Source organism: Streptomyces sp. NPDC050315, assembly GCF_040655775.1.
In the GTDB taxonomy this organism is placed as follows: domain Bacteria; phylum Actinomycetota; class Actinomycetes; order Streptomycetales; family Streptomycetaceae; genus Streptomyces.
Window position 1 is genome coordinate 664,176 of the sequence record NZ_JBFAKN010000002.1, and the last position, 17,007, is coordinate 681,182.

Here is a 17,007-nt window from a genome sequence, read left to right on the forward strand (position 1 = left end):
CACTGTGACACGGGGCGCGCCCGCTATAGGTGGCGGGCGCCCGTAACGGGGCGCGCGGGCCTCAGTCCCGTTCGCGCACGTCCACGATGCGCTTGAGCTTGCCGACCGAGCGCTCCAGCGTCTCCGGGTCGACGATGTCGACGCTCACGGTCACGCCGACGCCGTCCTTGACGTCCTTGGCGATCGACGCCGCGGCCGCCGCACGGGCCTCCGTACCGGCGTCGGCGCGCGCCTCGACCCGTACGGTCAGGTGGTCCATCCGGCCGCGCCGGGAGAGCTCCAGCTGGAAGTGCGGGGCGACCGCAGGGGTGCGCAGCACGATCTCCTCGATCTGGGACGGGAAGAGGTTCACCCCGCGCAGGATGATCATGTCGTCGCAGCGACCGGTGACCTTCTTGATGCGGCGGAAGTTCGGCCGGGCCGTGCCGGGCAGCAGCCGGGTGAGGTCACGGGTGCGGTACCGGACGACCGGCAGCGCCTCCTTGGTCAGCGAGGTGAACGTCAGCTCGCCCTCCTCGCCGTCGGGCAGCGCCTCTCCGGTGACCGGGTCGACGATCTCGGGGAAGAAGTGGTCCTCCCAGACGTGCAGCCCGTCCTTGGTCTCCACGCACTCCTGTGCCACGCCCGGGCCGATGACCTCGGACAGGCCGTAGATGTCCACCGCGTGGATGTCCATCCGCTCCTCGATCTCGCGGCGCATCTCCTCGGTCCACGGCTCGGCACCGAAGATGCCGATTTCCAGGGAGGTCGTCCGGGGATCGACGCCCTGCCGCTCGAACTCGTCGAGGAGGGTGAGCATGTACGAAGGCGTGACGAGAATGATCTCGGGCCGGAAGTCCTGGATGAGCTGGACCTGACGGGCGGTCATGCCTCCGGAGGCGGGGATGACCGTGCAGCCGGCCCGCTCGGCACCGTAGTGCGCGCCGAGCCCGCCGGTGAACAGGCCGTACCCGTAGGAGTTGTGGACCTTGTGGCCCGGGCGGCCGCCGGCCGCGCGGATCGAGCGGGCGAACACATCGGCCCACATGTCCAGGTCGGCCTCGGTGTACCCGACGACGGTGGGGCGGCCCGTCGTACCGCTGGAGGCGTGCAGCCGCCGGACGTCCGCCATGGGCACGGCGAACATCCCGAAGGGGTACGTGTCGCGCAGGTCGGCCTTGGTGGTGAAGGGGAAGCGCACCAGGTCCGCCAGGCTGCGGCAGTCCTCGGGACGGACGCCGGCCGCGTCGAACTTCTTGCGGTACAGCTCCACGTTGTCGTATGCGTGCCGTAGCGTGGCCTGAAGGTTCTTGAGCTGCTGCGCCCGCAGCTCGTCGCGGCTCAGCCGTTCGCCCGCGTCCAGGAGCTCGTCGGGGAGCGGGGTACCGGTCTTCCGGCGCTCGGCCGCCGTGGCCGTCGGGTTGCTGACCATGCTGCTCATTCCTCCACACCTCGGATCACGCGGCTTCGCCCCCGGAACTCCGCGATGACTTCCCCGCCCCGCTGGACGCTCACGTCGTATATGCCGCTCCGCCCGTACCGCGTGCGTTCCTCGGCCCGCGCCAGGAGGACGTCGCCCTGCTTGGCCGGGGCCACGAAGGTCACGTCGGCGCCGGCGGCCACGGTCACCGGGCCGTGGCTGTTGCAGGCGCAGGCAAAGGCCGTGTCGGCGAGCAGGAAGAGATAGCCGCCGTGGGCGATGCCGTGCCCGTTGACCATGGTTTCGCACACGGTCATACGCAGCAGGGCCGACCCCTCGCCGGCCTCCAGCAGCTCGATGCCGAGCCGCTGTGACGCCTGGTCCGCGGCGAACATCCGCTGAGCGGAACCGGAGTTATCCACAGGCCATCAACCACCCTTGCTGCCCGACCGAACATTCGGTTAGCGTTACGACGCGGTTAAACAATCAGCATCTGAAGTGCCTGTCAAGAGGTGGACTGCCTTGTCCGAGAGCGTCACTGACCGAGCCACCGACCGATCCTCCGGTCGCGCCACTGATCGAACCGACTTCTTCCTCCGCCACAAGGACCTGCTGGAGCGCGCCGTCACCGCGGCCGGTGACCGCGACCACTGGTCACCGCACCCCGAGTCGCCGAGCCCGAAGGTGTACGGCCCGGAGGCGGCGCCCGCCGGCGAGGCCGCCTTCCGCGCCCACCTGGGCTCCGCCTTCAAGCTCCCCGGCCATCCGCAGAGCGGCACGGTCGCCGTCGGCGAGCGCTCTCCGTACGGCCTGCCGCTGGACGTCGAGTACCCGCAGGTCACGCCCGAGGAGGCGGTGGCCGCGGCGAAGGCGGCGGCGCCTGCCTGGCGCGCGGCCACGCCGGACGTCCGCGCGGGCGTCGCCACCGAGATCCTCGCCCGGCTGAATGCCACGAGTTTCGAGATCGCGCACGCCGTGCACCACACGACGGGCCAGCCCTTCGTGATGGCGTTCCAGGCGGGCGGGCCGCACGCGCAGGACCGCGGCCTGGAGGCGGTGGCGTACGCCTGGGCCGAGCAGAAGAAGCTCCCGGCGGTCACGCGCTGGACTAAGCCGCAGCGCAAGGGCGAGCCGCTCGTCATGGAGAAGACCTTCACGCCCGTGGGCCGCGGGGTGAACCTGCTCATCGCGTGCAACACCTTCCCCACGTGGAACGGCTATCCGGGCCTCTTCGCCGGCCTGGTCACGGGCAATCCCGTGATCGTCAAGCCGCACGCGGGCGCCGTGCTCCCGCTGGCCATCACCGTGCGGATCGCCCGCGAGGTGCTGGCCGAGGCCGGCTTCGACCCGGACGTGGTCCTCCTCGCCGCCGAGACCGCCGACCAGCGCACCGCCGCCGAGCTGGCGCTCCACCCGGACGTCCGGGTCGTGGACTTCACCGGCTCCAAGGAATTCGGCAACTGGCTGGAGGAGCACGCCCGCCAGGCCGTCGTCTACACCGAGAAGGCCGGCCTGAACACCGTCGTGCTGGACTCCACCGACGACTACAAGGGCCTGCTGCGCAACCTCGCCTTCGCCCTGTCCCTGTACAGCGGCCAAATGTGCACCACCCCGCAGAACCTGCTGGTGCCGCGCGACGGCTTCCGTACGGACCAGGGCACTCGTACTGCCGCGGAGTTCGGCGAGGACCTGGCGGCCGCGCTGGACAAGCTGCTGGGCGACCCGGAGCGGGCGGCGGGCACGCTCGGCGCGCTCGTCAACGACGGGGTGCGCGCACGCCTGTCGGAGGCGGCGGGCCTGGGCCAGGCCGTGCACCCCTCGGGGACCGTCGACCACCCCGAGTACGACGGCGCCACGCTGAGCACGCCGCACGTGGCGCTGCTGGACGCGGCCGCCGACGCCGAGACGTACACCCGCGAGTGGTTCGGCCCGGTCTCATTCGTGATCGCCACCGACTCCACCGAGCACAGCCTGCGGCTCTTCACCGAGACGGTGCGGGCGCACGGCGCGCTCACCGCCACCGTGCACGCCACCGGCGAGGACGTACTGGAGGCCACTCGGGCCGCCGCCCTGGAGGCCGGCGCCCACCTCTCGGAGAACCTCACCGGCGCGGTCTTCCCCAACCAGACCGCCGCGTTCAGCGACTTCCACGGCAGCGCGGCGAATCCGGCCGCCTCCGCCACGCTCACCGACTCGGCCTTCATCACCGGCCGGTTCGACGTGCTCCAGTCCCGCCGCCACGTGGCCCCCGAAGCGGCCACCGCCACCGAGGGGAACTGACGTGTCCGACGAGGTCTATCTGGTCGACGGCGCCCGTACGCCGCAGGGCCGGTACGGCGGCGCGCTGGCCTCCGTACGCCCCGACGATCTGGCCGCCCTGGTGGTCGGCGAGGCGGTGCGCCGCGCCGGCGCCCCGGCCGAGGCGGTCGACGAGGTCATACTCGGCGCGGCCAACCAGGCCGGCGAGGACAACCGCGACGTGGCGCGGATGGCCGTACTGCTGGCCGGCCTGCCGCACACCGTCCCCGGTTACACCGTCAACCGCCTGTGCGCGTCCGGTCTGACCGCCGTCGCCTCGGCCGCGCAGGCCATCAGGGCGGGCGAGGCGGACCTGGTCGTGGCGGGCGGCGTGGAGTCGATGACCCGCGCGCCCTGGGTGATGGCCAAGCCCGGCACCCCCTGGGCGAAGCCGGGCGAGGTGCACGACACGTCACTGGGCTGGCGGTTCACCAACCCCAGGTTCGCGGCTGCCGACCGCGAGGTGGCCGGGTCCGGCCCCGATACGGCCAAGACGACGCTCTCCATGGGCGAGACCGCCGAGGAGGTCGCGGCGCTCGACGGCATCACGCGGGCCGAGTGCGACGCCTTCGCGCTCCGCAGCCACCAGCGGGCGGTCGCCGCGCAGGAGGCCGGCCACTTCGACCGGGAGATCGTTCCGGTACCGGTCAAGGGCGGCCGGCAGGGCCCGGACGGCGAGGTGACCCGCGACGAGGGCCCGCGCCCCGGCACGACCCTCGACAAGCTCGGCACGCTGCGGACGATCTTCCGCGAGGGCGGCGTCGTGACCGCCGGCTCCTCCTCGCCGCTCTCCGACGGCGCGGCCGCGCTGCTGGTGGCGAGCGCCGAGGCGGTGCGGCAGCACGGCCTGACGCCCCGGGCCCGCATCGTCACCTCCGCCTCGGCGGGCCTCCAGCCGAACCTCATGGGCCTGGGCCCGGTGCCGGCCACGGAGAAGGCGCTGGCCCGCGCGGACTGGAAGATCTCCGACCTGGACGCGATCGAGCTGAACGAAGCCTTCGCCGCCCAGTCCCTGGCCGTCACCCGGCGGCTCGGCCTGGACGAGGACAAGGTCAACGCCGACGGCGGCGCCATCGCGCTCGGCCACCCCCTCGGCTGCTCCGGCGCCCGCATCCTGCTGACGCTGCTGGGCCGCCTGGAGCGCGAGGACGCCCACAAGGGCCTGGCCACGCTCTGCGTGGGCGTCGGACAGGGGGTCGCGATGCTGGTGGAGCGGATATGAGCGAGACGACAGCGACGACTCCGGGCCACCCGCCGGTAGGCACCAGCCGCACCGCGGCGGACGGGCCGTACGAGACGCTGCGCGTCGAGGAGCGGGACGACCGGGTCGTGGTGACCCTGTGCCGACCCGAGGCGCGCAACGCCCTCAGCGGCCTGATGATCTCCGAGCTGCACGCCGTCTGCGACCTGCTGGAGCGCGACCCGAGGCTGCTGCTGCTCACCGGGCACGGCGGCGTCTTCGCGGGCGGCGCGGACATCGCCGAGCTGCTGCGCCGCGGCCGGGACGACGCGCTGCGCGGCATCAACAGCCGGCTGTTCGAGCGGGTGCGCCGGCTGCCGATGCCGACGCTGGCCGCGGTGGACGGCTGGGCGCTGGGCGGCGGCGCGGAGCTGAGTTACGCCTGCGACCTCCGGATCGCCGGGCCGGACGCGGTGTTCGGGAACCCGGAGCCGGGGCTGGGCATCCTGGCCGCGGCCGGCGCGTCCTGGCGGCTGCCGGAGCTGGTCGGCGAGTCGATCGCCAAGCAAGTACTGCTCGCCGGGCGGAACTTGGACGCACCGGCGGCGCTCGCCGCGGGCCTGGTCATGGAGGTCGTACCGGCCGACGAGCTGCTGGACCGGGCACACGCCGTACTGGACCGCATGGCGCGCTCCTCGGCGACGGCACTGCGCCTGACGAAGCTCGTGGTGGACGCACCCGGCGCGCATCCGGTCGCCGACGACCTCGCACAGGCGGTGCTCTTCGAGGGGCAGGACAAGCAGGACCGGATGACGCGGTTCTTGGAGAAGAGGGGCCCGGCGAAGAAGGGCTCGGAGATGAAGGGGGAGCGGTCATGAGCGCGGGAGTGGAGGGTACGGCGGCGGGCGCCGCCGCACCGGAGACGAACGCCGTCGTGCCGGAGGCCGTGGCCGTCATCGGGGGCGGCCGGATGGGCGCCGGCATAGCCCAGTCGTTCGCGGCCATCGGGTCGCGGGTCACGGTCGTCGAGAGCGGCGCCGAGGCCGCGGCCGCCGCGCTGGACCGGGTGGCCACCGGGCTCGCGCGCGCCGCCGAGCGCGGCAAGCTCGCCGAGCCGGCGGAGACGGTACTGGCCCGGGTCGCCACGGCCGCGTCCCCCGAGGAGCTGCCCGCCGGCATCGAGCTGGTCGTCGAGGCCGTACCGGAGGACGCCGCGCTCAAGGCGAAGCTGCTGGCCGCGGCCGAGCAGGCGGTCTCCGACGACACCGTACTGGCGACGAACACCAGCTCCCTGTCGGTCACCGAGCTCGGTGCCGCGCTCCGGCGCCCCGCCCGCTTCCTCGGTATGCACTTCTTCAACCCTGTACCCGCCTCGGCGCTGATCGAGCTGGTCGTCGCCCCGGAGACCGCGGACGCCACGCTGCAGTCGGCGCTCGCCTGGACGCACGCGCTCGGCAAGACCGACGTCGTGGTCAAGGACTCCCCCGGCTTCGCCAGCAGCCGGCTGGGGCTGGCGCTCGGCCTGGAGGCGGTGCGGATGGTCGAGGAGGGCGTGGCGGAGCCCGCCGCGATCGACGCCGCGATGAGCCTGGGGTACAAGCACCCCATGGGCCCGCTGAGGCTGACGGACCTGGTCGGCCTGGACGTCCGCCTCGCGATAGCCGAGTACTTGCAGGCCACGCTGGGCGAGCGGTTCGCGCCGCCGGCGCTGCTCCGCGAGAAGGTCGCCCGCGGCAAGCTGGGCCGCAAGACCGGCCAGGGGTTCTGCACCTGGGACTGAGCCCGGCGAGGAGCCCGGCGGAGCCACCCGCCCACCGCCGGCCCCGGCCCGCCTTCGAATACCGCCGAACGATTCATGGCCGCCTCTTGCCATACACGCCGCAATACACGAGACTAAGTAACCGAACGAACGGTCGGTTGGGAAGGATGGACATGCCAAGCTCTGCATCCTCGTCACCGGGCGACACCGCGGCGCCGCCCCAGGAGCCCGCGCTTCGGGAGAACGATCTCCAGGAGCCCGAGCTCCAGGCGCACTTCGACCGCACGATCGCCCGTGACCAGCGCGTCGAGCCGCGGGACTGGATGCCGGAGGGGTACCGCAGGACGCTGATCCGGCAGATCGCCCAGCACGCCCACTCCGAGATCATCGGCATGCAGCCGGAAGGCGCGTGGATCACTCGCGCCCCCTCGCTGCGCCGCAAGGCGATCCTCTTCGCGAAGGTCCAGGACGAGGCAGGGCACGGCCTGTACCTGTACTCCGCGGCCGAGACCCTGGGCGCGGACCGCGACGACCTGACCGACCGGCTGATCGAGGGCCGGCAGAAGTACTCCTCGATCTTCAACTACCCCACCCCGACCTTCGCCGACGTCGGCGTGATCGGCTGGTTCGTGGACGGCGCCGCGATCTGCAATCAGGTCCCGCTGTGCCGCAGTTCGTACGGCCCGTACGCACGAGCCATGGTGCGGGTCTGCAAGGAGGAGTCGTTCCACCAGCGGCAGGGCTATGAGCTGCTGCGGACGATGATGGCGGGCACGCAGGCGCAGCGCGACATGGTGCAGGACGCCGTGAACCGCTGGTGGTGGCCGTCCCTGATGATGTTCGGCCCGCCGGACGACGACTCGCCGAACTCCGCGCAGTCGATGGCCTGGCGCATCAAGCGCCACTCCAACGACGAGCTGCGCCAGAAGTTCGTCGACATGACCGTTCCGCAGGCCGAGCTGCTCGGCGTCACCCTCCCCGACCCCGAGCTGAAGTGGAACGAGGAGCGCGGCCACCACGACTTCGGCACCCCCGACTTCAGCGAGCTGATGCGGGTCATCAAGGGCGACGGGCCGTGCAACGCCGAGCGGATGACCCGGCGCCGCACGGCCCACGAGGAAGGCGCCTGGGTGCGCGAAGCAGCGGCGGCACACGCCGCCAAGCAGGCCGAGCGGGCCCGCGAGGACGAGAAGGAGCGCGCGGCATGAGCGAGACGCAGGGCCACCCGGAGGCGGCACAGCACCACCCCAAGGGCCAGTGGCCGCTGTACGAGATCTTCGTACGCAGCAAGCGCGGCCTGAACCACGTGCATGTCGGGTCGCTGCGCGCCGCCGACGACCGGATGGCGCTCACGCACGCCCGCGACCTCTACACCCGGCGGAACGAAGGCGTCTCCCTCTGGGCCGTGCGCAGCGACCACATCGTGGCGTCCACGCCCGACGAGAAGGACCCGTTCTTCGAGCCCAGCGGCGACAAGGTCTACCGCCACCCGACCTTCTACGACATCCCGGCGGACGTCCCGCACATCTAGGGGGCACGCGAACCGGCCGAGCCCGCGAACAGGATCGATCAGGAGCAGCTAGGACATGGCAGCCGACATGAGTGAAGCCCGCGAAGCGGCCGACGAGCACGTGTACCTCTCGCTGGCCGACGGCGACGAGGGCGACGCCCGCTGGGCCTTCGGCACGGGCTTCGCCGACCCGCTGCACGGCGTGCCGACGGCGCTTCCCGAGGGCGTGGACGCGGCCGCGCTGGCGGCGGTCTGCGTGGCCCTCGGGGACGACGCGCTGATCACCGCGCAGCGGCTGGCCGAGTGGTGCACCCGCGCCCCCGAGCTGGAGGAGGAGATGGCGCTCGCCAACATCGGCCTCGACCTGCTCGGCCAGGCCCGGCTGCTGTACGCCCGCGCCGGGCAGGCCGACGGCACGGGGCGCGGCGAGGACGCGTACGCCTACTTCCGCGACGCGGCGGACTTCCGCAACGTACGCCTGGCGGAGCTGCCCCGCGGCGACTTCGCGTGCTGCGTCGGGCGGCTGCTGGCCCAGTCCGCGTGGCGGCTGGCCCTGTTCGAGCGGCTGGCCGGCTGTGCCGATCCGGTGCTGGCGGCGGTGGCCGCGAAGGGCGTCAAGGAGCTGACGTACCACCGGCAGTACGCGGCGGAGTGGGTCGTCCGGCTCGGTGACGGTACGGACGAGTCGCACCGCCGGATGCAGGCCGCCTGGACGGAGCTCGCCCCCTGGCTGGACGAGCTGTACGCGGACCGGACCGCCGAGGGCTTCGGCGCGCCCGCCGAGGAGGTCGCCGAGGCCACCCGCGCGGTGCTCGCGCAGGTCGCCGAGGCCGCCGGACTGACGACTCCCGCGCAGGTCATGGCCATACCGGGCGCGGGCCGGGACGGTGACCGCACGGAGCATCTGGCGCCGCTCCTCGCCGAGCTTCAGGTCCTCGCCCGCGCGCACCCGGAAGCCGCGTGGTGACGATGGCCGCGACCCTGCACGTTCTCCACGGCGACCGCGACGGCGGCGCGCCGGAGACCGCCGCGGCCCACGCCCGGCGAATAGCCGCCGAGGTCGTCGACCCCGAGCTGCCCATGGTCACCCTCGCCGAGCTGGGCGTCCTGCGCGCCGTCGAGGTGGCGCCGGACGGCTCGGTCACCGCGACCATGACCCCGACCTACTCGGGCTGCCCGGCCATGGCCGAAATGCGGGCCACGCTCGCGGCCCGGCTGCGCGCCGCCGGGTATGCGGACGTACGTATCGAAACGGTGCTGGACCCGCCGTGGACGACGGACTGGATCTCCGAGGAGGGCCGCCGCAAGCTCGCCGAGCACGGCATCGCGCCGCCCGGCCCGGCCCCGCGCCGCACCGGCGGCCCGGTCCTGCTGGACCTGTCGCCGACCCGCCGGGCCGTGCCCTGCCCGCGCTGCGGCTCCGCCGACACCGAGGAGCTCTCCCGCTTCGGCGCCACCTCCTGCCGGGCGCTGCGCCGCTGCCGCAGCTGCCGGGAACCGTACGAGCACGTCAAGGAGATCTGATGACCGCCCCCACCGCGCCCGCCTCGCCCGCCCCGGCGGCGGCCCCGGCCCGCCGGCGTCCGGCGTTCCACTCCCTCCGCGTCGCCGCGGTCGAGCGGCTGACCGACGACTCCGCCGCCGTGAGCTTCGAGGTACCGGAGGAGCTGGCCGAGGAGTTCGCGTTCGCGCCCGGCCAGTCGCTCACCCTCCGCCGGGAGATCGAGGGCCGCGACGAGCGCCGCTCGTACAGCATCTGCGCGCCCGTCGGCGACACCCCGCGCATCGGCGTCCGCGTCGTGCCCGGCGGCCTGTTCTCGTCCTGGCTGGTGGACGAGGTGCGCCCGGGGGACACCGTCGAGGTGATGGCGCCCACCGGCTTCTTCACGCCCGACCTCACCGTCCCCGGCCATCACGTCCTGATCGCGGCCGGCTCCGGGATCACCCCGATGCTCTCCATCGCCGCGTCCGTGCTGGCCGCCGACGACAGCTCGCGCGTGACGCTCTTCTACGGCAATCGCCGCACGGCGACGGTGATGTTCGCGGACGAGCTGGCCGACCTGAAGGATCGTTACCCCACCCGCTTCCAGCTCGGTCACGTCCTCTCCCGGGAGCCGCGCGAGGCCGAACTGCTCTCCGGGCGGCTGGACGCCGACCGCCTGTCCGCGCTCATCGGCTCGCTGGTCGACGTGGCGGACGCCGACCACTGGTGGCTGTGCGGTCCGCACGGCATGGTCCGCGACGCGCAGCAGGTACTGGCCGACCTGGGCGTGCCCGAGGACCGCGTGCACCAGGAGCTGTTCTACGCCGACGACGAGCCGGTGCGCGAGGCGCGGCATGAAGAGGCCGCGGCCGACGGCCCGGTCAGCGAGGTCACGATCACCCTCGACGGCCGGACGACGACCCAGCCGCTCCCCCGCGACCGCGCCATACTGGACGGCGCCCAGCAGGCCCGCCCGGACGTCCCGTTCGCCTGCAAGGGCGGCGTCTGCGGCACGTGCCGCGCGCTGATCCGCGGCGGCGAGGCCGACATGCGCCGCAACTTCGCCCTGGAGACCTCCGAGGTCGAGGCCGGCTACGTCCTCACCTGCCAGACCTTCCCGGCCTCCGAGACCCTGATAGTCGACTTCGACAGCTGACGTCCCTCCGCTGGGCGGCTCTCAGGTCCGGCCCCGCAGTTCCAGCCACGCCGCCAGTCGTACGTCCGGGTCGTCGAGGTCCAGCGGGAACAGCTCGCGGATGCGGCGCAGGCGATGGCGCAGGGTGTTCGGGTGCACCGTGAGGCGGGCCGCGGCCGAGGCCACGTCGCCGACCGCGGCCAGCCACGCCGTGAGCGTGCCCGCGTAGTCCGTGCCCTGCTCGCGGTCGTGCGCCAGCAGCGCGGTGACGCCCGGCAGCCGCAGCCAGGGGTCGCGGTCCAGCTCGTCCCCGAGGCGGTCCAGCAGGATGCGGTGGCGGACGTCGCCGGCCGTGGCCGCCGGGCGCGCGTGCCCGTCGCGCGCCGTCGCACGCAACACGTCGTCCGCCTCGCGGCGCAACGCCGCGGGCTGCAGCAGGTCGGTGTGCGCGCGGGTGACCGCAGCGCGTACGCCGTCACCGACCGCCGCACGAACGGCCGCCAACGCCGCGTCGGCAAACCGCCGGGCCGCCGCCTCCCCAGTACCCGGCAGCAGTACGTGTACGGCGTCGACCGTGGCGGCCACGGTGGCCGTGTCCCGGTGCGCGGCACAGTGCCGCACCAGCACCGACTCGAGGTGCCCCAGCAGGGCGGCCTCGGTAGCCGTACCAGTACCGGTACGGGTACGGGTACCGGCCGAAGCTGACCCGCCGAGCGGAGCGGCACCGGCGCCCGCGGTGCCGGACCCACCGAGCCCGGCGGTCCGTCCGCCGGCCGAGCCCGACCCGGACCCGGCGCCCGGCCCGAACCCCGAGCCCGGCGCGAAGGCCACGCCCGGCGCGAAAGCCGCCACGCAGAACTCAGTACCGGGGCGCAGCCCCAGCCGCGCCGCTGCCTCCTCCGGGGGCGGGCCCGCGTCGTGCAGTACGGCGCGGAAGGCGTCCCGGCGCAGGCGGCGCTCCGTTTCCGGTGAGTGCAGTGCGCGCAGCAGGTGCGGTGCGGCGAGCCGGGCGGCGTCCTGGAGGGCCGCCGCGGCGTCGTCGGGCAGCCCGCCGGCCGGTTCGATCGCCCAGAGCGTGCCGAGCGGCAGCGCCCCGGCCCGTACGGCGACGGCGGCCCGTGCCAGCTCGTCGCCGTCGGCGGGGAAGCGGACGACGCCGGGTGCGCCGAGCACCTCGCGGTACTGGCGGCGCTGTTCGGGGATGTCGGGGACACGGCGCTGGAGGATGCCGCGCTCGCGCAGCGCGTCGATCCGCTGGCCGGGAACCTTGGAGTACGCGACGACGTTCTGGTCCAGGTCCTCGATGGCCACCGAGCCGCCGGTCACGGCCGCGAGGGTGTCGGCGAGCGCGAACAGCTCCTCCCCGCCGGCCGGTGCCGCGCCGACCGCGCCGCCGATCCCGTACGCCGCGAGTGCGCAGCTCAGCTCCGCGTCCACCTGCCGCCACGGCACCGCGTCCGCGGCCGCCAGTACCGCGATCCCGCAGCCCGCCGCCGCCTCGGCCAGCCGCGCCGGGTCCTGGCCGCGCTGCTTGACCACGACGGCGGTGAACCCCTGCGCGGCCGCCCGCCGCAGCACCGCGCACGCCTCCGGGTCCGCCACCTCGGTGCCGACGAGCAGCAGGAGCGCGGCGGGCGAGGGCGGCAGCGGGTCGCCCGGATCATGGATCACCGTGCCGCGTACGGGGGCGCCCAGGCCCGCCGGCGCAGCCAGCACCCGCACGAGAACGCCGGGCGCCCCCTCGACGAGCAGCCGCAACGTGCCGGCGGCCCGCTCACCCAGCGGCCTACCCGGCGCGACGACGGGCGCGGGCGTAGACGCGGGCGCGAAGTCCGGCGTGGACGCAGGCGCGAAAGCGGGCGTGAAGACCGGCGCAGACGCAGGCGGAGGCGCGGGCGTGGAGGCCGTCGGAGGCGCAGACACGGAAGCGGAGCCCGACCCCGCCCCGGACGCGAAGCCCGACCCCGTCCCGGGAGCAGACCCCGTCCCGATCCCAGACCCCGCCCCCGTCCCGGAAGCGGCACCCGCCCCCACCCCCGACCCCGTTGTGGAATCCGACAACGCCCCCCTCATTTCCTGCGTCGATCGGCCGGAGCGCCGGCCCCTGTGGGCTGCCACGATAGCCCGCGCAGTCCGCCGGAAAACGCCCCCTCCAGTGACAGGAGCCGCACCCGTGACCGTGTCAGCGCGCCCCGCCCCGGCCCCCGCAACCGACCTCGTAGGGCTCTTCCCGCCCGGCTCCCACCTGGACCGGGACGGCGAGCTGGTGGTCGGCGGCTGCCGGCTGACGGACCTCGCCGCACGCTTCGGTACGCCCGCCGTGATCGTCGACGAGGCCGCCCTGCGCGACCGCGCCCGGCAGTACGTACGGGCCCTCGCCGCCCATTGGCCGGACAGCCAAGCCGTCTTCGCCTCCAAGGCGTTCCCCTGCACCGCGGTGATCCGCGTGCTCACCGAGGAGGGCCTGGGCGTCGATGTCGCCGGAGGCGGCGAGCTGGCCGCCGCGCTCGCCGCCGGCGCCGACCCGGCCCGCATCGTCGTGCACGGCAACGCCAAGACCGACGAGGAACTGGCCATGGCCGTCGAGGCGGGCGCCGGGACGGTCGTGGTGGACAACGAGGACGACATCGACCGCCTGGAGCGCCTCGTCCCGAGCGGCTCCGAGCAGCGCGTCCTGCTCCGCGTCATACCGGAGGTCGAGGCGGACACGCACGAGGCGATGGCCACCGGGCACCGCGGCTCCAAGTTCGGCCTCGCGGTCCCGGACGCGGTCCGTGCCGCCGCCCGGCTCCGGACGAGCGACCGGCTCCGCCTGGACGGCCTGCACGTCCACGTCGGCTCGCAGCTGCTGGACACCGCGCCGTTCGCCCGCGCCGTGGAGGCGCTGGGCGCGCTCGGCGAGCTGGGCGCGCACGCGGTGTACGACCTGGGCGGCGGCCTCGGCGTGCGCTACACCTACGACGACGCCCCGCCGAGCATCGAGGAGTACGTCCGCACCCTCACCGACGCGGCCCGCGACCGGCTCCCGGCGTCGGCCCGCCTGCTCATCGAGCCCGGCCGCTCCCTGGTCGCCGGCGCCGCGCTCACCCTCTACCGCGCGGTGACCGTGAAGCCGGGGCCGCGCACGCTGGTCGCGGTCGACGGCGGCATGGGCGACAACCTGGAGCCGATGCTCTACGGGCAGCGCTTCGAAGCCACGGTCGCCGCGCGCGTGGGCGGCGGCGAGCCCTGCGACCTGGTGGGCCGGCACTGCGAGTCCGGCGACACCCTGATCCGCGACGTCCCACTGCGCGCGCCCCGCGTCGGCGACACCATCGCCGTCCCGGTCACCGGCGCGTACTGCTACTCCCTGGCCAACAACTACAACGGCGCCCGCCGCCCACCCGTCGTCTTCTGCCACCACGGCACGGCCCGCGAGGTCGTCCGCCGCGAAACGTACGAGGACCTACTGCGACGGGACGTAAGCGAGCCCGCACAGCAGCCTTGAGAGCCCCCGCCCCGAACACGCAAACGGGCCGCCACACGTCTCGTGTGACGGCCCTGCAGCGGTGCGCTCCCCGGTCAGATCGTTTCTGCTCAGGTACGGGCGGTGGGGCGGGTGGGACTCGAACCCACGGCCGACGGATTATGAGTCCGCTGCTCTAACCGGCTGAGCTACCGCCCCCGTAACGGCGCGCCGCGCACATTTGTGCGCGCCGTCTGCCGCAGCATAGCCGCTCATACGATCTGCTGCCCGTGAGGGTGGGTGTCGAGCGCGGAGCGGCCCGCTGCGTGCGGTCGTGAAGACTGCGATCACCCACCGTTCGGTTCCGCCCAGAGGATCACTCTTTGGAGTGGTCCGGGTGTTCGATTCCCGACGCCGCCCCAACTCCGCTCCCGGCGCCGCCCCGGACGGTTCCGGACACGAAAAAGGACCCCTCGCGGGGTCCTCTTCCTCCTGCTCCCCCGACTGGACTCGAACCAGTAACCCTCCGGTTAACAGCCGAATGCTCTGCCAATTGAGCTACAGGGGACTGCGCTCCCCCGACTGGACTCGAACCAGTAACCTGCCGGTTAACAGCCGGCTGCTCTGCCAATTGAGCTACAGGGGATTGATCTGTGTGCCTCGAATGCACTCCGGTCCGGGCTTCCGGGCGGCGTGCGCTCGCTGCGACACATACATTAGCGCAAGCAGGGGGGTGCTTTGCCAATCGGTATGCCCATGGGTGATCACCCGGGCCCCGGGTACCGGTGAGAGCAGTACAGCCAGCGGCTCGCCGCTCCGACGGGAGCACCCCGGAGCGGGACCGACAGACAGAGAGGTGGAGCGATGCGCTACCGGCTCACGTTCATCGCGGGACTGGCCATCGGATACGTGCTCGGCACCCGGGCCGGGCGGGAGCGGTACGAACAGCTGCGCAAGAGTGCGCAGCGGGTCGCGCAGAACCCCGCCGTCCGCAACACCGCCGAGTCCGCCGCGCAGACCGGCCGGCAGGCCGCGAACAAGGCGTACGACGCGGTATCGGCCAAGGTCGGCGACAAGATGCCGAACTCCGTGACAGACCGCGTGCGTTCGCTGCGCGAGCAGCGTTCCGGCGCGGACGACGACTGGGGCACCAGCAATACCTGACCCACACAGCCGGTCGCACGGCCGGACCCGCCGGTCTCGCCGGGCCGCCGCCGCGCGACCCGGGGAGACCGGCTTTCCGTACCTCCCGTCTCATACGGCATCATCAGGCGCATGGGGATAGTCGCCGGGTTGGACAGCTCGTCCGCAAGTACACGCATCGTCGTCTGCGACACCGAAACGGGTGCCGTCGTCAGGCAGGGGTACGCCCCGCATCCTGACGGGAAGGGGCCCGATGTCGATCCGCAGACGTGGCTGATGTCACTCGGTGAGGCGGCCGCCGACGGGCTCCTGGAGGGCGTACAGGCGATCGGCGTCTCGGCGCAGCAGCACGGCCTGCTCCCGCTGGACGCCGACGGTGCGCTGGTCCGGCCGGCCCTCATGGGCAACGACAAGCGGGCGCAGAGCGCGGCGGCCGACCTGATCGACGCGCTCGGGGGGCGCTCGGCGTGGGCGGAGGGCGTGGGTTCCGTACCGCACGCCGCGCAGCCGGTGGCGAAGTTGCGCTGGCTGGCGCGTACGGAGCCCGAGCACGCCGCCCGCGTCGCCGAGATCCTGCAGCCGCACGACTGGCTGGTCTGGCAGCTGCTGGGACGGCCCGCGCGGCGCACGACGGACCGGGGCGGGGCGTCCGGGACCGGCTTCTGGTCGGCGGCGAGCGGCGCCTACCGGCCCGATCTGGTCGAGCTGGCGCTCGGGCACCAGGTGCGGCTTCCCGAGGTGCTGGGCCCCGCCGACGCGGCCGGGGTGACGCCGGAGGGGCTGCTGATCTCCGCCGGTACGGGCGAGACGATGGCCGCCGCCTTCGGGCTGGGCGTGGGCACCGGGGACGCCGTGGTGTCGCTGGGCGCCTCCGGGTCGGTCTTCGGGATCCACCACGAGGCGCTGGCGGACTCGACGGGAACGATCACCTCCTTCGCGGACGCGACCGGCATGCATCTGCCGGTCGTCCACACCAGCAACGCCGTACGGGTGCTGCGCGGCATGGCCGAGGCGCTCGGGACGGACCTGGAGGGCCTGTCGGACCTGGCGCTGAAGTCGACGCCGGGCTCGTACGGAATGGTGATGCTGCCCTATCTGGAGGGCGAGCGGACGCCTCATCTGCCGCACACCGCGGGCTCGCTGCACGGGCTGCGGCGGGAGAGCATGAAGCCCGAGCACATGGCGCGCGCCGCCGTCGAGGGCATGCTGTGCGGCCTCGCGGACGCCCTGGACGTGCTGCGCGGGCGGGGCGTACCGGTGCGCAGGGTGTTCCTGCTGGGTGCCGCGGCCGAGCTGGGTGCCGTACAGGCCGCCGCGCCCGCGCTGCTGGGCGCGCAGGTCGTGGTGCCGCAGCCGGCGGACTACGCGGCGGTGGGCGCGGCCCGGCAGGCGGCGTGGGCGCTGGGCCTCGCGCACGGCACGCACACGGCGCAGGAGCCGCCGCGCTGGCCGGCCGCGGCCTGCCAGGTCTTCGAGCCGGGCGAGGAGCTGGCCGTGGGGCAGGCGGTGCGGCAGCAGTACGCGTCGGTACGGGACGAGACGCACCCGGGCGCGTTCGCGGCGGCGACGGGCGGCCAGGAGGCGGCCGCGAGCCCTGCCGGAAGCCCGGAGGCAGCCGAGGCCTGAGGGGGGCCGCAGCGGACGCCCTCAGTCCA

Annotated in this window: 15 protein-coding genes and 3 tRNA genes; 12 read left to right on the forward strand and 6 right to left on the reverse strand. The window is 73.7% G+C overall.

The window, feature by feature from the left end; genetic code table 11:
• Window positions 1–61 precede the first annotated feature (61 nt).
• Both paaK and paaI read right to left on the reverse strand, forming a co-directional pair.
• The gene (paaK, locus tag AB0I82_RS09975; RefSeq protein ID WP_363256922.1) at window positions 62–1,411 is read right to left on the reverse strand and encodes a phenylacetate--CoA ligase PaaK; all 1,350 of its coding nucleotides are present in this window, start codon (window positions 1,409–1,411) and stop codon (window positions 62–64) included.
• 5 nt (window positions 1,412–1,416) lie between these two features.
• Window positions 1,417–1,794, reverse strand: a complete 378-nt coding sequence (gene paaI / locus AB0I82_RS09980) for a hydroxyphenylacetyl-CoA thioesterase PaaI (protein WP_363256649.1) — start codon at window positions 1,792–1,794, stop codon at window positions 1,417–1,419.
• Window positions 1,795–1,921: 127 nt separating this feature from the next.
• Here paaI and paaN point away from each other — a divergent pair, with 127 nt between their 5' ends.
• The 9 genes from paaN to paaE all read left to right on the forward strand — a co-directional run bounded on the left by paaN (window position 1,922) and on the right by paaE (window position 10,785).
• Window positions 1,922–3,679, forward strand: a complete 1,758-nt coding sequence (gene paaN / locus AB0I82_RS09985; protein WP_363256650.1) for a phenylacetic acid degradation protein PaaN — start codon at window positions 1,922–1,924, stop codon at window positions 3,677–3,679.
• Between the two features lies 1 nt (window position 3,680).
• Complete coding sequence (locus tag AB0I82_RS09990; protein ID WP_363256651.1) at window positions 3,681–4,919, forward strand: thiolase family protein; 1,239 nt, start codon at window positions 3,681–3,683, stop codon at window positions 4,917–4,919.
• A complete protein-coding gene (locus AB0I82_RS09995) occupies window positions 4,916–5,755 on the forward strand; it encodes an enoyl-CoA hydratase/isomerase family protein (RefSeq protein WP_363256652.1) in 840 nt (279 codons plus the stop codon). The genes AB0I82_RS09990 and AB0I82_RS09995 overlap by 4 nt, the downstream gene beginning before the upstream one ends.
• Entirely contained in the window at window positions 5,752–6,657 is a 906-nt protein-coding gene (locus tag AB0I82_RS10000; RefSeq protein ID WP_363256653.1) for a 3-hydroxyacyl-CoA dehydrogenase family protein, read from the forward strand. The genes AB0I82_RS09995 and AB0I82_RS10000 overlap by 4 nt, the downstream gene beginning before the upstream one ends.
• Before the next feature lie 146 nt (window positions 6,658–6,803).
• Window positions 6,804–7,844: a 1,2-phenylacetyl-CoA epoxidase subunit PaaA gene (paaA, locus tag AB0I82_RS10005; RefSeq protein ID WP_363256654.1), complete on the forward strand. Its 1,041-nt coding sequence runs from the start codon at window positions 6,804–6,806 to the stop codon at window positions 7,842–7,844.
• Window positions 7,841–8,167: a 1,2-phenylacetyl-CoA epoxidase subunit PaaB gene (gene paaB / locus AB0I82_RS10010; protein WP_363256655.1), complete on the forward strand. Its 327-nt coding sequence runs from the start codon at window positions 7,841–7,843 to the stop codon at window positions 8,165–8,167. The genes paaA and paaB overlap by 4 nt, the downstream gene beginning before the upstream one ends.
• A gap of 55 nt (window positions 8,168–8,222) precedes the next feature.
• On the forward strand, window positions 8,223–9,113 hold the full coding sequence (gene paaC, locus AB0I82_RS10015) for a 1,2-phenylacetyl-CoA epoxidase subunit PaaC (RefSeq protein ID WP_363256656.1): 891 nt from the start codon (window positions 8,223–8,225) through the stop codon (window positions 9,111–9,113).
• A 2-nt stretch (window positions 9,114–9,115) separates the two neighbouring features.
• The gene (gene paaD, locus AB0I82_RS10020) at window positions 9,116–9,670 is read left to right on the forward strand and encodes a 1,2-phenylacetyl-CoA epoxidase subunit PaaD (protein WP_363256923.1); all 555 of its coding nucleotides are present in this window, start codon (window positions 9,116–9,118) and stop codon (window positions 9,668–9,670) included.
• Complete coding sequence (gene paaE / locus AB0I82_RS10025) at window positions 9,670–10,785, forward strand: 1,2-phenylacetyl-CoA epoxidase subunit PaaE (protein ID WP_363256657.1); 1,116 nt, start codon at window positions 9,670–9,672, stop codon at window positions 10,783–10,785. The genes paaD and paaE overlap by 1 nt, the downstream gene beginning before the upstream one ends.
• A gap of 21 nt (window positions 10,786–10,806) precedes the next feature.
• Here the strand turns inward: paaE and AB0I82_RS10030 are convergent, their stop codons facing one another.
• A complete protein-coding gene (locus AB0I82_RS10030; RefSeq protein ID WP_363256658.1) occupies window positions 10,807–12,687 on the reverse strand; it encodes a helix-turn-helix domain-containing protein in 1,881 nt (626 codons plus the stop codon).
• A gap of 250 nt (window positions 12,688–12,937) precedes the next feature.
• Between AB0I82_RS10030 and lysA the strand changes: the two genes are divergently transcribed.
• On the forward strand, window positions 12,938–14,251 hold the full coding sequence (lysA, locus tag AB0I82_RS10035) for a diaminopimelate decarboxylase (RefSeq protein ID WP_363256659.1): 1,314 nt from the start codon (window positions 12,938–12,940) through the stop codon (window positions 14,249–14,251).
• Between the two features lie 103 nt (window positions 14,252–14,354).
• Here the strand turns inward: lysA and AB0I82_RS10040 are convergent.
• From AB0I82_RS10040 to AB0I82_RS10050, 3 genes are all read right to left on the reverse strand, one after another.
• A tRNA-Ile gene (locus AB0I82_RS10040) sits at window positions 14,355–14,428 on the reverse strand.
• 276 nt (window positions 14,429–14,704) lie between these two features.
• Window positions 14,705–14,777, reverse strand: a tRNA-Asn gene (locus AB0I82_RS10045).
• A gap of 5 nt (window positions 14,778–14,782) precedes the next feature.
• A tRNA-Asn gene (locus tag AB0I82_RS10050) sits at window positions 14,783–14,855 on the reverse strand.
• Between the two features lie 218 nt (window positions 14,856–15,073).
• Here AB0I82_RS10050 and AB0I82_RS10055 point away from each other — a divergent pair.
• A complete protein-coding gene (locus AB0I82_RS10055; protein WP_363256660.1) occupies window positions 15,074–15,373 on the forward strand; it encodes a YtxH domain-containing protein in 300 nt (99 codons plus the stop codon).
• Between the two features lie 111 nt (window positions 15,374–15,484).
• The gene (locus AB0I82_RS10060; RefSeq protein WP_363256661.1) at window positions 15,485–16,978 is read left to right on the forward strand and encodes an FGGY family carbohydrate kinase; all 1,494 of its coding nucleotides are present in this window, start codon (window positions 15,485–15,487) and stop codon (window positions 16,976–16,978) included.
• Window positions 16,979–17,007 lie beyond the last annotated feature (29 nt).

Excerpts from the sequence above, each read along its gene's own strand:
- paaK (WP_363256922.1), bottom strand. The coding sequence starts at position 1,411 with ATGGTCAGCAACCCGACGGCCACGGCGGCCGAGCGCCGGAAGACCGGT.
- paaI (WP_363256649.1), bottom strand. The coding sequence starts at position 1,794 with ATGTTCGCCGCGGACCAGGCGTCACAGCGGCTCGGCATCGAGCTGCTG.
- AB0I82_RS09995 (WP_363256652.1), top strand. The coding sequence starts at position 4,916 with ATGAGCGAGACGACAGCGACGACTCCGGGCCACCCGCCGGTAGGCACC.
- AB0I82_RS10000 (WP_363256653.1), top strand. The coding sequence starts at position 5,752 with ATGAGCGCGGGAGTGGAGGGTACGGCGGCGGGCGCCGCCGCACCGGAG.
- paaA (WP_363256654.1), top strand. The coding sequence starts at position 6,804 with ATGGACATGCCAAGCTCTGCATCCTCGTCACCGGGCGACACCGCGGCG.
- paaB (WP_363256655.1), top strand. The coding sequence starts at position 7,841 with ATGAGCGAGACGCAGGGCCACCCGGAGGCGGCACAGCACCACCCCAAG.
- paaC (WP_363256656.1), top strand. The coding sequence starts at position 8,223 with ATGGCAGCCGACATGAGTGAAGCCCGCGAAGCGGCCGACGAGCACGTG.
- paaD (WP_363256923.1), top strand. The coding sequence starts at position 9,116 with ATGGCCGCGACCCTGCACGTTCTCCACGGCGACCGCGACGGCGGCGCG.
- paaE (WP_363256657.1), top strand. The coding sequence starts at position 9,670 with ATGACCGCCCCCACCGCGCCCGCCTCGCCCGCCCCGGCGGCGGCCCCG.
- AB0I82_RS10055 (WP_363256660.1), top strand. The coding sequence starts at position 15,074 with ATGCGCTACCGGCTCACGTTCATCGCGGGACTGGCCATCGGATACGTG.
- AB0I82_RS10060 (WP_363256661.1), top strand. The coding sequence starts at position 15,485 with ATGGGGATAGTCGCCGGGTTGGACAGCTCGTCCGCAAGTACACGCATC.